This is a genomic window from Streptomyces sp. NPDC005483 (assembly GCF_040606035.1).
GTDB lineage: Bacteria > Actinomycetota > Actinomycetes > Streptomycetales > Streptomycetaceae > Streptomyces.
The window spans coordinates 181430-195410 of the sequence record NZ_JBEXEA010000003.1 but is presented as its reverse complement, the minus strand read 5'-3'; the positions used below and the strand labels follow the sequence as shown (position 1 = coordinate 195410).

10 protein-coding genes are annotated in these 13981 nt (G+C 70.4%); 6 read left to right on the top strand and 4 right to left on the bottom strand.

Annotation, left to right across the window (positions count from 1 at the left end; all coding sequences use genetic code 11):
• Positions 1-3: 3 nt before the first annotated feature.
• A complete protein-coding gene (locus ABZT06_RS07010) occupies positions 4-2400 on the bottom strand; it encodes a penicillin acylase family protein (protein ID WP_355736041.1) in 2397 nt (798 codons plus the stop codon).
• 63 nt (positions 2401-2463) lie between these two features.
• On the opposite strand from ABZT06_RS07010, the gene ABZT06_RS07005 reads away from it, so the two are divergent.
• Positions 2464-3960, top strand: coding sequence for an acyl-CoA synthetase (locus tag ABZT06_RS07005; protein ID WP_355736038.1), 1497 nt, complete (start codon positions 2464-2466; stop codon positions 3958-3960).
• 4 nt (positions 3961-3964) lie between these two features.
• Here ABZT06_RS07005 and paaK read toward each other — a convergent pair whose 3' ends face one another.
• A complete protein-coding gene (paaK, locus tag ABZT06_RS07000) occupies positions 3965-5260 on the bottom strand; it encodes a phenylacetate--CoA ligase PaaK (RefSeq protein WP_355736036.1) in 1296 nt (431 codons plus the stop codon).
• 177 nt (positions 5261-5437) lie between these two features.
• Here paaK and ABZT06_RS06995 point away from each other — a divergent pair, with 177 nt between their 5' ends.
• A complete protein-coding gene (locus ABZT06_RS06995; protein WP_355736033.1) occupies positions 5438-6163 on the top strand; it encodes an alpha/beta hydrolase in 726 nt (241 codons plus the stop codon).
• Here ABZT06_RS06995 and ABZT06_RS06990 read toward each other — a convergent pair.
• Positions 6141-7835 carry a sulfatase gene (locus ABZT06_RS06990; protein ID WP_355736031.1) on the bottom strand — a complete coding sequence of 565 codons (1695 nt, stop codon included), beginning with the start codon at positions 7833-7835 and terminating at the stop codon, positions 6141-6143. The genes ABZT06_RS06995 and ABZT06_RS06990 overlap by 23 nt on opposite strands.
• Before the next feature lie 231 nt (positions 7836-8066).
• Positions 8067-9680, bottom strand: a complete 1614-nt coding sequence (locus ABZT06_RS06985; protein ID WP_355737023.1) for an acyl-CoA synthetase — start codon at positions 9678-9680, stop codon at positions 8067-8069.
• Between the two features lie 177 nt (positions 9681-9857).
• Between ABZT06_RS06985 and ABZT06_RS06980 the strand changes: the two genes are divergently transcribed.
• The 4 genes from ABZT06_RS06980 to ABZT06_RS06965 all read left to right on the top strand — a co-directional run bounded on the left by ABZT06_RS06980 (position 9858) and on the right by ABZT06_RS06965 (position 13944).
• Positions 9858-10658, top strand: a complete 801-nt coding sequence (locus ABZT06_RS06980) for a crotonase/enoyl-CoA hydratase family protein (RefSeq protein ID WP_355736028.1) — start codon at positions 9858-9860, stop codon at positions 10656-10658.
• Between the two features lie 120 nt (positions 10659-10778).
• The gene (locus ABZT06_RS06975) at positions 10779-11720 is read left to right on the top strand and encodes an OB-fold domain-containing protein (RefSeq protein ID WP_355736026.1); all 942 of its coding nucleotides are present in this window, start codon (positions 10779-10781) and stop codon (positions 11718-11720) included.
• On the top strand, positions 11717-12781 hold the full coding sequence (locus ABZT06_RS06970) for a thiolase domain-containing protein (RefSeq protein WP_355736024.1): 1065 nt from the start codon (positions 11717-11719) through the stop codon (positions 12779-12781). Before ABZT06_RS06975 ends, ABZT06_RS06970 begins: the two co-directional genes overlap by 4 nt.
• Entirely contained in the window at positions 12778-13944 is a 1167-nt protein-coding gene (locus tag ABZT06_RS06965) for a thiolase domain-containing protein (RefSeq protein ID WP_355736021.1), read from the top strand. Before ABZT06_RS06970 ends, ABZT06_RS06965 begins: the two co-directional genes overlap by 4 nt.
• The last annotated feature ends 37 nt before the right edge of the window (positions 13945-13981 follow it).

Below are 13981 nucleotides of genomic sequence, written 5' to 3'. Positions count from 1 at the left end.
GCCTCAGGACCGGACCCGGACGACCCTCAGCGCGGGCGAGGTCAGGATGTCCTTCTCGCAGAACCGGGACGTCACCCACCTCTCCGCCGAGAACAGCCGGGTCTGGTCGCTGTGGTGCGGCGAGTTCGGGTTCGAGGACTGGGAGTACGTCAGCAGGGTCCGGGCCACCGGGCAACGGCCGCCGTCCCAGCCCACCGCCTGGATGTAGCTGGACCCGGTGGTCACCTCCGTGTATCCGCCGCCCGCCGGATCCCACACCGGCTCGACCTTGTTCCACACACCCAGCGACTCGGTGCCGCCAGGAACGGCGATGCGCTTACCGTTCCGTACGACGAACTGGTGCTCCCCGAGCCGGGAGTTCAGCGGGATGCCCGCCGCCGTGAGCTCGGTGACCGAGTCCGCGAGGGCCGTCACGAAGGCGGGAGAGCCGGTGTCGAGGGTGTTCGGGGTGTTCACCGGGTCGGCCGCCGAGAACGGCACCTTCCACAGCTGGGACACGGGCAGCTTGCGCCACAGCCGGTCGAACAGCAGCGCGCCCCGGCTTCCGGTGTCCGCGGTGCGGTCCCAGGCCGCGAGCACCCCGCAGGCCTCGCGGACGTCAACGGCCTTGCCGTCGCTGCCCGTTGCCGTGCCGCCGGGCAGCGCCGCGCACGCCTTCGCGGCGTCCGCCGCCACCAGGTCGCCCGCCGGCACCCGGTCGGCGAACTGCTGCGCCTGAAGGTCCCGTACGGTCAACCGCCCCCGCGCGGCCATCGCTGACACGTCCTGCAGCGCTCCGCGCGTGCGCATCGAGCGCTGGGTCCCGAGGGTGCCGAAGACCCTCTCGTACCCGGTGACCGGACGCTCGGCGTTGGCCAGCCAGGCGCTGTCGTTGGAGTTCTCCGCGTACGGCGCGTCCTTCAGGACCGGCATCTTCGCCGGCCCGAAGATCCCCGGCTGCACGGCGTCCGGGTCACTGCCGAGGGCACAGTCACCGCGCGAGCCGTCCAGGATGGCCACGCCCGAGGCGGGATAGGTGACCCTGCCCAGGGGAGTGGAGCACCGCTGGGCCAGTTCGTCGGTGATCCGGGGGAGCACCTGCGACTGCGTGAACAGGGTGTGCCCCTGTGCGTCGGCGGCGATCGTGTTCACCCACGGAAGACCCTGCGTGCGCTTCAGCGCGCCCAGCACCTCGCTCGTGCTGCGGGCCTTGCTGAAGCCGAGGGCCGTGTCGGAGGCGCGCAGATTGGTGGCGTTCGGGTCGTTCAGGGCGTACGCCGTCGTGGTGGTCCAGGGCAGCGGCAGCGCCGCCCCGAGCGAGGTGACGACCGGGCCGTACCGCGTCCACCACTGGGTCTTCGTCACCGGTGCGGAGTCCTTGACGGCGACGGTCACCTGGCGCCTGGTCATCCGCTCGGGCCTGCCGTCCACCAGGTAGGTGGTCGGGTCGGCCGCGTCCAGGGTGAGCTGGTGCAGGTTCAGGGTGATGCCGGTGGCCACGGTGTGGCTCCAGGCCACCCGCGCGTTGTGACCTATGGAGACGGTCGCCGAGCCGAGCAGTGAGCCGCCCGCGATGTTCAGTTCCCCGGGGATGGTCTGCTGCGACTGCCAGAAGCGGCGACCGCCCTGCCAGGGGTAGTGCGGGTTGCCGAGGAGGAGCCCGCGGCCGTTCGCCGTCGTGGCCCCGCTGAAGGCGACGGCGTTGGAGCCCATGTCGGCGGAGTCGGCGGCGAACAGTTCACGGGCCGCCCGTGCGGTGTCCCGGGCGTCCGGCGCGTGGGCCGTCGGGGTGGTGGGCGTGGGCGGCTGCGCGGCCGTGATGCCGTCCACGGCCCGGCCCTGACCGCCGAGCACGGCCAGCGCGAAGTTGCGGGCGGCCACGTCCTGGACCGACACGGGACGCACCCAGTCGGCCCCTCGGCACGCCGGGTCGTTGATCGGGTTCTTCCTCAGCCAGGCGTTGTAGCCCGCCGCGAAACCCCGCATCAGCTCCTTCACCGCACGGCTCGGCCCGCGCGGCGCAGGTGTGGCCATCAGCTCCTCCACCGTTCCCGCCTCCCGCACCCCGCGGAAGTACAGGTCGCTGGAGACGTTCTTGGTGGCCGAGGAGAGCGCGGAGTCGGAGGGCGCGTCGGCCCCGAAGAACCGCGAACGCTCGCCGCGCACGGTCACGAACCCGTCGGCGAGCGTGCACACCTGGTCGGTGGCCTGCGCCCACCCGGTGCCGAAACCGAGGTCCGCGTAGTTCTTCGCGAGGATGTGCGGGATGCCGTACTCGGTGTAGCGGATGGTGGCGGACAGGCCACCGTGGGACGGATGTTCCTGTTTCTGCCGGTCCTGCGCGGCTGCGGCCGGCAGCGTGCCGACGGCGGCGAACAGGGCCACGGCCGCGACGACGGCGCGTCTGGGGCGGGTGCGCATGGTGCCTCCCAACGTCATTGAGGGAAGGAGCGGTTGAGCGTACCAACCGGTAGGTTGTCCCGTATGACGCCTGGACACGGCAGTACGGTTGACGGGGTGCTGCGGCGCAGCGCCCGGCGCACCCCGGCGCGCGTCGCGGTGGAGTACGGCGAGCGCTCATGGACGTACGAGGAGCTCGACGACGCCGTCTCCCGCGCGGCCCGCCTGCTCCTCGACCAGGGCCTCGACCGCGGTGACCGGGTCGGCGCCTACGGACACAACTCGGACGCGTATCTGATCGCCTTCCTCGCCTGCGCCCGCGCGGGACTGGTGCACGTGCCGGTCAACCAGAACCTCACCGGCGACGATCTCGGGTACATCGTCGGCCAGTCGGGCAGCACGCTCGTCCTCGCCGATCCCGGCCTCGCGGGGCGGCTGCCGGAGGGTGTCCGCACGGTGCCCCTGCGAGACTCCGACGACTCCCTGCTGGCCCGCCTGGCCACGACATCGCCGTACGACGGGCCCGAACCGCGCAGCGAGGACCTGGTCCAGCTGCTGTACACCTCGGGGACGACGGCCCTGCCGAAGGGCGCGATGATGACCCACCGCGCCCTGGTGCACGAGTACCTGAGCGCCATCGCCGCCTGCGATCTGAGCGCGGGTGACCGGCCGGTGCACTCGCTGCCGCTGTACCACTCCGCGCAGATGCACGTCTTCCTGCTGCCCTACCTCGCGGTCGGCGCGACGAACATCATCCTCGACGCGCCCGACGGCGACCGCCTCTTCGACCTGATCGAGGAGGGCCGCGCGGACAGCCTGTTCGCCCCGCCCACGGTGTGGATCGGCCTGTCCAACCGCCCCGACTTCGCCACCCGCGACCTCGGCGGGCTGCGCAAGGCGTACTACGGCGCCTCGATCATGCCGGTGCCCGTCCTGGAACGGCTGCGCGAGCGGCTGCCCAAGCTCGCCTTCTACAACTGCTTCGGCCAGAGCGAGATCGGCCCGCTGGCCACCGTTCTCGCGCCCGACGAGCACAAGGGGCGGATGGACTCCTGCGGCCGCACGGTCCTGTTCGTCGACGCGCGGGTCGTGGACGAGGACGGCAAGGACGTCCCGGACGGTACCCCCGGTGAGATCGTCTACAGGTCACCGCAGTTGTGCGAGGGCTACTGGGACAAGCCCGAGGAGACCGAGGCGGCCTTCCGGGACGGCTGGTTCCACTCCGGCGACCTCGCGGTGCGGGACGCGCACGGCTACTTCACGATCGTCGACCGGGTGAAGGACGTCATCAACTCCGGTGGTGTGCTGGTCGCTTCACGCCAGGTCGAGGACACGCTGTACACGCACGACGCGGTCGCCGAGGTCGCCGTGATCGGTCTGCCCGACGAGCGGTGGATCGAGGCCGTCACGGCGGTCGTCGTCCCGCGCGGCGAGGTCACCGAGGCCGAACTGATCGACCACGCCCGGGAGAAGCTCGCCCACTTCAAGGCGCCCAAGCGGGTGCTGTTCGTGGACGAGCTGCCGCGGAACGCCAGCGGGAAGATCCTGAAACGGGAGCTTCGGGACCGGTTCTCGTCGTGACGGGCTAGCGCGGGCGCAGGTCGACGATCCGGCGGATCTTGCCCACGGACCGCTCCAGGGACTCCGGTTCGACGATCTCGACGGTGACCGACACCCCGACGCCGTCCTTCACGGCCGCGGCGATGGCCCGCGCGGCCGCGTCCCTGGTCTCGGGTGAGGCGTCCGGCCGGGCCTCCGCCCGCACGGTCAGGGCGTCCAGTCGGCCCTCGCGGGTGAGCCGGAGCTGGAAGTGGGGCGCCACGCCGGGGGTGCGCAGGACGATCTCCTCGACCTGGGTCGGGAAGAGGTTCACCCCGCGCAGGATCACCATGTCGTCGCTGCGGCCGGTGACCTTCTCCATCCGCCGGAACACCCGGGCCGTGCCCGGCAGCAGCCGGGTCAGATCCCGGGTCCGGTACCGGATGACGGGCATGGCCTCCTTGGTGAGCGAGGTGAACACCAACTCGCCCCGCTCTCCGTCCGGCAGCACCTCCCCGGTGATCGGGTCGACGATCTCGGGGAAGAAGTGGTCCTCCCACACATGGAGCCCGTCCTTGGTCTCCACGCACTCCTGCGCGACGCCCGGGCCGATCACCTCCGACAGCCCGTAGATGTCCACGGCGTCGATGGCGAACCGCTCCTCGATCTCCCGGCGCATCTCCTCCGTCCAGGGCTCGGCACCGAAGACGCCCACCCGCAGGGAGGTGCTCCGTGGATCCACGCCCTGCCGCTCGAACTCGTCGAGAAGCGTGAGCATGTACGACGGGGTCACCATGATGATCCGGGGTTCCAGGTCCTGGATGAGCTGGACCTGGCGTGCCGTCATGCCGCCGGACGCGGGGACGACCGTACAGCCGAGCCGTTCGGCGCCGTAGTGTGCGCCGAGCCCGCCGGTGAAGAGCCCATAGCCGTACGCCACATGCACCACGTCCCCGGACCGGGCGCCCGCCGCCCGGAGGGAACGCGCCACCATGTCGGCCCACAGGGAGAGGTCGTTGTCGGTGTATCCGACGACCGTGGGGCGCCCGGTGGTCCCGCTGGAGGCATGGATGCGGCGCACATGGTCCCGGGGCACGGCGAACATCCCGTACGGATAGTTCTCCCGCAGGTCCGCCTTGGTCGTGAACGGGAACCTGGCCAGATCGCTCAGAGACCGGCAGTCCTCCGGCCGGACACCGGCCTTGTCGAAGGACTCCCGATAGAACGGCACATGCTCGTACGCGTGCCGCAGCGAGGCCCGCATCCGCTCCAGCTGCAACGCGCGCAACGCCCCGGCATCCAGCCGTTCCCCCGAGTCCAGCAGCTCCGCCGCATCCGCCATCGGAACGTTCCTTTCACCCACTACCTGATCACGGGCGACCGATCATTCGGTCGAGGTGCTGAGGATCAGTAATCCAGGCGAGCGGGGCTGAGGCAAGTGGCCCGTGAGGGAAGCAGGCGATCTGCCCTGGGCAGAGCAGGGTCTCGGCCGGCCGCTCCTGCGGATAGGTTCACTGGCATGGACACCGTCAAGGCGAACGGCATCACCCTCGCGTACCGGGCCTGGGGGCCCGAGGGCGCGCCGCCCGTGTTGCTGTTGCACTGCCGTGGTGCGGATGGGGCGGACTGGGCCGGGATCGCCGAGCGGCTTGCCACGGGGGAGCGTCCCTACCGCGTGTACGCGCCCGATCTGCGGGGGCACGGGCGGAGCGACTGGCCGGGAGCGTACGCGTATGAGGCGATGCGGGACGACATGCTCGGTTTCCTGGCCGCGCTCGGTGTCGACCGCGCCGACGTCGTGGGCCATTCGCTCGGCGGGGCCGTGGCCTGCCTCCTCGCGCAGCACGCGCCCGGCGTCGTACGACGGCTGGTGCTGGAGGACGTCCCCGCGCCGATTCCCCTCGACCCGCCTCGACCGCCCGCCCCCGCCCCGGACACCGACCCGCCGTTCGACTGGGCCATGCTGCGGGCCACCGACGCGCAGCGTAACGCCCCCGACCCCATGTGGTTGGACCACATGGGGCGGATCACCATGCCCACGCTGCTCATCGGGGGCGGGCCCACCAGCGTTATTCCGCAGGAGGAAGTCGCCCTGCTCGCCTCAGTGATCCCGGACGCCCGGCTGGTCACTCTCGGCGGCGGTCATCTGGTGCATGAGGCCAGGCCGGAGGAGTTCCTGGCCGCCCTCGTGCCCTTCCTGGAGGCACCGGCGCCGCCGGACGTCACTTCGAGAACGCCGTCATGAAGCGGTCGCGGAACTTGTCCATGCCCCACTCGGGCGCGTTGTCGGCGGGCTTGAGACCGTCCGTCCAGTTCCAGCTGTCGACCCGGTCCAGCACCTTGGGGTCCTTGGCGACGATCGTGACCGGCACGTCCCTGCTGGTGGAGCCCTTGGTGACGGTCGGGACGGGCTGGTGGTCGCCGAGGAAGACCAGAACCGTCTTCTCGTCGCCGTAGCGCTGCATCCACTGGGTCAGGCTGTCCACGGAGTACTGGATGGCCTTGCGGTACTCGGTGCGCACCCGCTCCTGGCTCTTCCAGACCTCCGTCGGGTTCGTGCCCTCCTTCTTGATCTGCTCGAAGACCGAACCGTCACCGAGGTCGTTCCAGTCGATCGTGTGCGCGATCGGCGACCAGGGGTTGTGACTGGAGGCCAGGATGATCTCCGCCATGATCGGGTCACGGTTCTTCTTGCCGTGCTCCAGCTTCTGGAAGGCCTCCAGGCTGAACTGGTCCGGCACGGGCGTCCAGCTGAAGTAGGGGCCCTTGTAGCCGAGGTGCGTGGAGTCGTAGATGTGGTCGAGACCGAAGTACTTGCCCTCGGGCCAGGACTTGCGCACACCCGGCACGATGCCCACCGTGCGCCAGTCGCCGGTCTTCTGGAAGTAGCTGGTGAGGGTCGCCCGTTTGCTGGAGGTGAGGTTCAGGTACCGCTGCTGGTTCTTGACCCACAGCCCGGACAGGAACGTCGAGTGGGCCATCCAGCTGCCGGCGCCCGTCACGGGGGACCTCAGCCAGCCGCTGCGGGACGCGAAACCGGCCGCTTTCAGCGTCGCGTTGCCCTTCTTGAGCGTCGCGTCCATCTCCGGTGCCATCGCCGGGTCGTCGATCGCCACCCGCCCGTAGCTCTCGATGAAGGTGAACAGGACGTCCTTGCCGCGCAGGCCGTTCAGGAGCTGGTCGGGAGGGGTGGCGGCGAAGGCGTCGACGGCGGACTCCTTCTCGAAGACCTTGGCGTCGCCCAGTCCGTTGCGCACATGCTGCACCCGGTTGGCGAGGAACTCGGTGTTGCCCTTGGTGGCGAACGAGACACCGCCGAACTGCACGCCCACCGTGAAACACGTGACCCACACCGTGCCGAGGACGAGCGTGGTGCCGACGGCGGTGTGGCGGTGCCGGGACATCACGTTCGTCAGCCGGATCATCGCCCAGGTGCACAGCGCGAGCAGGGCGATGAACAGGACGATCACCCCGGTCACCGCGAGCACCTCGCCGGTGCGGCCGAACGACTCCCTGAGCCAGTCCGTCGCGTTGCCCAGCATGATCCAGTCGAAGACCAGGTCGAACGGCCGGGCCAGGGTCTGGTAGAAGCCCATGTCCATGAACTTCAGGACGGTGAACAGCCCGAGGAACACCCCGAAGAAGACCGCGGCGATCCGGCGTGCCTTCGGCGGCAGCACCAGGAGGACGGCCACGATGACGATCGCCTCGACCGGGAGCCGGAAGAACGACCGCAGGTTCATGTGGTCGAGCCGGTTCGGGAAGAGCAGCACGAGCAGCACCAGAAGTCCGGCCAGCACGCTCGTCCCCACGGACACACCGCGGGCCGTACGGGGGTAGCGGCGGCGCCAGCCGAACCAGCCGGGGCGCACCACGTCGCTCTGCGCCCGGGCCTCCTCTACGGCCTCCTCCGTCACTTCCTCCCCCGTGGTACCCCCGCCATCCGCTTCCGCCTCGTCCCCAGTGGTGTCCGGCAGTTGACGAGAGCGAGTGAAGAGCGACACCCGGTGGTCCTTCCGTGCGGTCTTGCTATGGCGTGCGGTCCTGCCACGACGGCATGACGAACAGGGCCCGCTGGCCGAGCCTGCCACCACCAGTACGTTCGCACGTCACGTTCGGTTCAATCGCACGGGGTCGGGATCGGGCCGTCATCCGTCGGCCGCCACCGCCACGTTCCGCGCCCACCGGTAGTCGGCCTTGCCGCTCGGCGAGCGGTGGATGGACTCCGCGATCACCAGCTGGCGCGGCACCTTGTACCCCGCGAGCCGCGTCCGGCAGTGGGTCTGGAGATCGTCCAGGGACATCGCCACCGCCCCCGCGCGCAGCTGCACGACGGCCGCCACGTGGTGCCCCCACCTCACGTCCGGCACCCCGGCCACGAGCGCGTCGTACACATCCGGATGCGCCTTGAGCGCTTGCTCGACCTCCTCCGGGTACACCTTCTCGCCGCCCGTGTTGATGCACTGCGAACCCCGCCCGAGGACGGTGACCACCCCCTCCTCGTCGACGGTGGCCATGTCACCGAGAAGCACCCACCGCTCACCGTCCTTCTCGAAGAAGGTCTCCGCAGTCTTCCGCGGGTCGTTGTAGTAGCCGAGCGGCACATGGCCGCACTGCGCGACCCGGCCCACCTCGCCCACGGCGACGGGTTCGTGGGTCGCGGGGTCGACCACCTGGGTACGGGAGTTGACCCGGACGCGGAAGCCGCGCTCGGGGCCGGAGTCCTCCGTCGCCGTCCCGTTGAAGCCGGATTCGGAGGAGCCGAAGTTGTTGAGAAGCATGGCGTTCGGGACGAGTGCCCGGAACTGTCGGCTCACCGTGTCCGACATGATCGCGCCCGACGAGGAGACGCTGAACACCGACGACATGTCGGTGCCCTTCATGGGGCCCTCCAGCGCGTCGATGAGCGGCCGCAGCATCGCGTCGCCCACCAGCGACATGGCGCTGACCTTCTCCCGCTCGACGGTCCTCAGCACTTCCTGGGGCACGAACTTGCGATGCAGCACGACCCGTTGGCCGAAGTTGAAGCCGATGAGGGCGGTCAGGGTGGAGGTGCCGTGCATCAGCGGGGGAGTGGGGAAGAAGGTGATCCCCGCCCCGCCCGCCGCGACCCGCTCGGCTAGCTCCTCCGGCCGCTTCACCGGCTCCCCGGTCGGCGCGCCCCCGCCCAACCCCGAGAAGAACAGGTCCTCCTGACGCCACATCACACCCTTCGGCATTCCGGTGGTGCCGCCGGTGTAGATGATGAACTGGTCGTCGGCCGAACGCGCCGGGAATCCACGCTCGGGCGACCCGGAGGCCTCGGCGTCCGTGAAGTCCACCGCCGGCAGCCCGCTCGGCTCCGCGTCCCCGACCCGCACGAGGTGCCGCAGCCGTCGCGCCTGCGGCAGCGCGGCCGTCACCCGTTCCGTGAACTCGGCGTCGAAGACCAGCCCCACCAGATCCGCGTCCCGGTAGAGATAGACCAACTCCTCTTCCACATAGCGGTAGTTGACGTTGACCGGGACGATCCGAGCCTTCAGGCAGCCCAGTAGCGCCTGTACGTACTCCACCCCGTTGTAGAGGTGCAGCCCGACGTGGTCACCGGCTCGCACTCCGCTGTCGAGCAGATGGTGGCCGATGCGATTGGCCGCGGCGTCCAGTTCCGCGTACGTCAGCCGGCGCTCCGCGCCCGTGCCGGGAACGTCGATGTACGCGAGCGCCGCACGCTCCGGCACCACGTCGACGACCGACTCGAACAGGTCGGCAAGGTTGTACTCCACCGGCTCCTCCTGACCCAAGGCGGCCTGGCTGTTGGACGGTTCGCCGGTCATCAGAGCAAAGGGCGGCGTGACTGTGAAGGGCTCGCGCGAATAAATCTGACTGTCTGTCAGAAAACTCTTGAAGTGCATCGGCGGCTCCTGCAACCTGTTCTCGTTCTGGCAGAGGGGAGACGGGCGATGGGTGGCACGGAACATCTCGACATCCAGCGCGAGGGCGCCACACTGGTGCTCACGCTCAACAGGCCGGAGGCGAAGAACGCGCTCTCGTTGCCGATGCTGGTCGGCCTGTACGACGGCTGGGTGGAGGCGGACGCGGACGACTCGATCCGCTCGGTCGTCTTCACCGGCGCGGGCGACTCGTTCTGCGCCGGCATGGACCTCAAGGCCCTCGCGGGCAAGGACACCGGCGGCGAGCAGTACCGGGACCGGCTCACCGCCGACCCGGACCTGCACTGGAAGGCGATGCTGCGCCACCACCGCCCCCGCAAACCGGTGATCGCGGCGGTCGAGGGGTACTGCGTGGCGGGCGGCACGGAGATGCTCCAGGGCACCGACATCCGGGTCGCCGGCGAGTCCGCGACCTTCGGCCTCTTCGAGGTCAAGCGAGGCCTGTTCCCGATCGGCGGCTCCACGGTCCGGCTGCAACGACAGATCCCGCGCACCCACGCGCTGGAGATGCTGCTCACGGGGCGGCCGTACACCGCGCGGGAGGCCGCCGGCATCGGCCTGATCGGGCATGTCGTCCCCGACGGCACGGCACGCGCCAAGGCCCTGGAGATCGCGGAACTGATCAACACCTGCGGTCCGTTGGCGGTCGAGGCGGTCAAGGCCTCGGTCTACCAGACCGCCGAGATGACCGAGACCGACGGGCTGGCCGCCGAGCTGAAGCGGGGGTGGCCGATCTTCGACACGGCTGATGCGAAGGAGGGTGCGCGTGCCTTCGCGGAGAAGCGGTCACCCGATTACAAGCGTGCGTAGCGCTTCGGCCGGTTTTCAGCTGTGGCTGGTCGCGCCCATGCGGCGGAGCCGCACATGTCACCGCCCCGCGCCTCTGAAGGGGCGCCTCTCGTACCGACCTCTGATGGAGGCAACGCGCCGATGGCTGACGTACTCAAGGCCCCGCTCGTCGTGGAATTTCCCTTCACCCGTTCCCTCAGCCCCGTTCAGAGCGCCTTCCTGACCGCTCTGCGCGAGCGCGTGATCCTCGGTGTGAAGACCCGCGACGGCCGCACCCTGGTCCCGCCCGTCGAGTACGACCCCGTCACCGCCGAGGAGATCAGTGACCTCGTCCACGTCGGCGGCACCGGCACCGTCACCACCTGGGCCTGGAACCACGAGCCCCGCCGCGGTCAGCCGCTGGACACGCCCTTCGCCTGGGTCCTGGTGAAGCTCGACGGCGCCGACACCGCCCTGCTGCACGCCCTCGACGCCCCAGGACCCGACGCCGTCCGCACCGGCATGCGCGTCCGTGTCCGCTGGGCCGAGGAACGCACCGGCGCCATCACCGACATCGCCTGCTTCGAGCCGTACGACGGGCAGGACGCCGAAGTCACCGTCCACGCGGGCGAGTTCGAGGACCCGGTCCACGGCATCGTCGCCCAGGCCCGTCTCGACTACACCTACTCGCCGGGCCGCGCCCAGACCGCCTACATAAACGCCCTCGCCGAACGCCGGGCCGTCGGTGAGCGCTGCCCGTCCTGCCGCAAGGTGTACGTGCCGCCGAGAGGTGCCTGCCCCACCTGCGGTGTCGCCACGGCGGAACAGGTGGAAGTGGGCCCGAGCGGCACGGTCACGACCTTCTGCATCGTCAACATCAAGGCCAAGAACCTCGACATCGAAGTGCCGTACGTCTACGCCCACATCGCGCTCGACGGCGCCGACCTTGCGCTGCACGGCCGGATCGGCGGCATCCCCTACGACCAGGTGCGCATGGGCCTCCGGGTCGAGCCGGTGTGGACCGAGGGCGGCCGCTACCCGGACCACTACCGGCCGACCGGTGAACCCGACGCGGACTACGAGACGTACAAGGAGCTCCTGTGACCAGCGACGCAGCCCCGGAGCCCCGCGACATCGCCGTCGTGGCCTTCGCCCAGTCCGACACCCTGCGTTCCACCGAGGAGGTGTCCGAGGTGGAGATGCTCATGCCGGTCCTGCACGACGTCCTCGCGCAGACCGGTCTGAAGACCGCCGACATCGGCTTCACCTGCTCCGGTTCCTGTGACTATCTCGCCGGGCGGGCCTTCTCCTTCACCCTGGCCCTCGACGGCGTCGGCGCCTGGCCCCCCATCTCCGAGTCGCACGTCGAGACGGACGGGGCGTGGGCGCTGTACGAGGCGTGGACCAAGCTGCTCTCCGGGGACGCCGACACCGCGCTGGTGTACTCCTACGGCAAGTCCTCACCCGGCTCCCTCCGGGACGTCCTCACCCGGCAGCTGGACCCGTACTACGTCGCCCCGCTGTGGCCCGACTCCGTCGCCCTCGCCGCCCTCCAGGCCCAGGCGCTCATCGACGCCGGCGACACGGACGAGCGCGAGCTGGCGGAGATCGGCGCCCGCAACCGCGCGACCGACAACCCGCGCGCACAGCTCAAGGGACCTGTACCGCAGGGGGATTACCTTGTACGACCGCTCCGCACCGGAGACTGCCCGCCCATCGGCGACGGGGCCGCCGCGGTGATCCTCGCCGCGGGGGAGCGGGCCAGGGAACTGTGTGAGCGCCCCGCCTGGATCCGCGGGATCGACCACCGCATCGAGGCGCACTCGCTCGGCGTCCGCGACCTGACCGACTCACCCTCCGCGCGCCTCGCCGCCGAACGGGCCGGCGCCTTCGAACGGCCCGTCGACACCGCCGAGCTGCACGCGCCGTTCACCTCGCAGGAGGTCGTCCTGCGCAAGGCCCTGCGGCTCGGCGACGCCACGCGGGTCAACCCGTCCGGCGGTGCCCTCGCCGCCAACCCGATGATGGCCGCCGGGCTCGCCCGCATCGGCGAGGCCGCCGCCCGTGTCCACCGGGGCGAGTCCGACCGCGCCCTCGCCCACGCCACCTCCGGGCCCTGTCTCCAGCAGAACCTGGTCGCCGTACTCGAAGGGGATCCCCGATGAGCAAGGAGCCCGTGGCTGTCGTAGGCATCGGCCAGACCAAGCATGTCGCGGCCCGCCGGGACGTGTCGATCGCCGGGCTCGTCCGGGAGGCGGCCCTCCGGGCGCTCCAGGACGCCGAGTTGACCTGGGCGGACATCGACGCCGTGGTGATCGGCAAGGCGCCCGACTTCTTCGAGGGCGTCATGATGCCGGAGCTGTACCTCGCCGACGCGCTCGGCGCGGTGGGCAAGCCGATGCTGCGGGTGCACACGGCGGGCAGCGTCGGCGGCTCCACAGCACTGGTCGCCGCGAACCTGGTGGCGGCCAGGGTGCACTCCACGGTCCTGACCCTGGCCTTCGAGAAGCAGTCCGAGTCCAACGCCATGTGGGGTCTGTCCCTGCCGATCCCCTTCCAGCAGCCCCTGCTGGCCGGAGCGGGCGGCTTCTTCGCCCCGCACGTGCGCGCGTACATGCGGCGCACCGGTGCGCCCGACACGGTCGGCTCCCTGGTGGCGTACAAGGACCGCCGCAACGCGCTCAAGAACCCGTACGCGCATCTGCACGAGCACGACATCACCCTGGAGAAGGTCCAGGCCTCTCCCATGCTCTGGGACCCGATCCGCTACTCGGAGACCTGCCCGTCCTCGGACGGGGCCTGCGCGATGGTGCTCACCGACCGGGCGGGCGCCGCACGAGCGCCCCGGCCCCCGGCCTGGATGCTGGGCGGCGCCATGCGCAGCGAGCCCACGCTGTTCGCCGGCAAGGACGCCGTGTCGCCCCAGGCCGGCAAGGACTGCGCGGCCGACGTGTACCGGCAGGCGGGGATCGCCGACCCGCGCCGGGACATCGACGCCGTCGAGATGTACGTGCCGTTCTCCTGGTACGAGCCCATGTGGCTGGAGAACCTCGGCTTCGCCGACGAGGGCGAGGGCTGGAAGCTCACCGAGGCCGGGGTCACCGAGCTGGACGGAGATCTGCCCGTCAACATGTCGGGCGGGGTGCTCTCCACCAATCCGATCGGCGCCTCCGGCATGATCCGCTTCGCCGAGGCCGCCCTCCAGGCGCGCGGACAGGCCGGGGAACACCAGGTGGAGGGCGCCCGCAAGGTGCTCGGGCACGCCTACGGCGGTGGATCCCAGTTCTTCTCCATGTGGCTCGTGGGGTCTGAGCCCCCTGATGCGTGAATTGCTTCCCGAAAGGTCCCCCGCACGTGGCCTGTCG

What these genes read in the sequence shown, in the direction of transcription:
- ABZT06_RS07010 (WP_355736041.1), bottom strand. Translation starts at nt 2,400, where the DNA reads ATGCGCACCCGCCCCAGACGCGCCGTCGTCGCGGCCGTGGCCCTGTTC.
- ABZT06_RS07005 (WP_355736038.1), top strand. Translation starts at nt 2,464, where the DNA reads ATGACGCCTGGACACGGCAGTACGGTTGACGGGGTGCTGCGGCGCAGC.
- paaK (WP_355736036.1), bottom strand. Translation starts at nt 5,260, where the DNA reads ATGGCGGATGCGGCGGAGCTGCTGGACTCGGGGGAACGGCTGGATGCC.
- ABZT06_RS06995 (WP_355736033.1), top strand. Translation starts at nt 5,438, where the DNA reads ATGGACACCGTCAAGGCGAACGGCATCACCCTCGCGTACCGGGCCTGG.
- ABZT06_RS06980 (WP_355736028.1), top strand. Translation starts at nt 9,858, where the DNA reads ATGGGTGGCACGGAACATCTCGACATCCAGCGCGAGGGCGCCACACTG.
- ABZT06_RS06975 (WP_355736026.1), top strand. Translation starts at nt 10,779, where the DNA reads ATGGCTGACGTACTCAAGGCCCCGCTCGTCGTGGAATTTCCCTTCACC.
- ABZT06_RS06965 (WP_355736021.1), top strand. Translation starts at nt 12,778, where the DNA reads ATGAGCAAGGAGCCCGTGGCTGTCGTAGGCATCGGCCAGACCAAGCAT.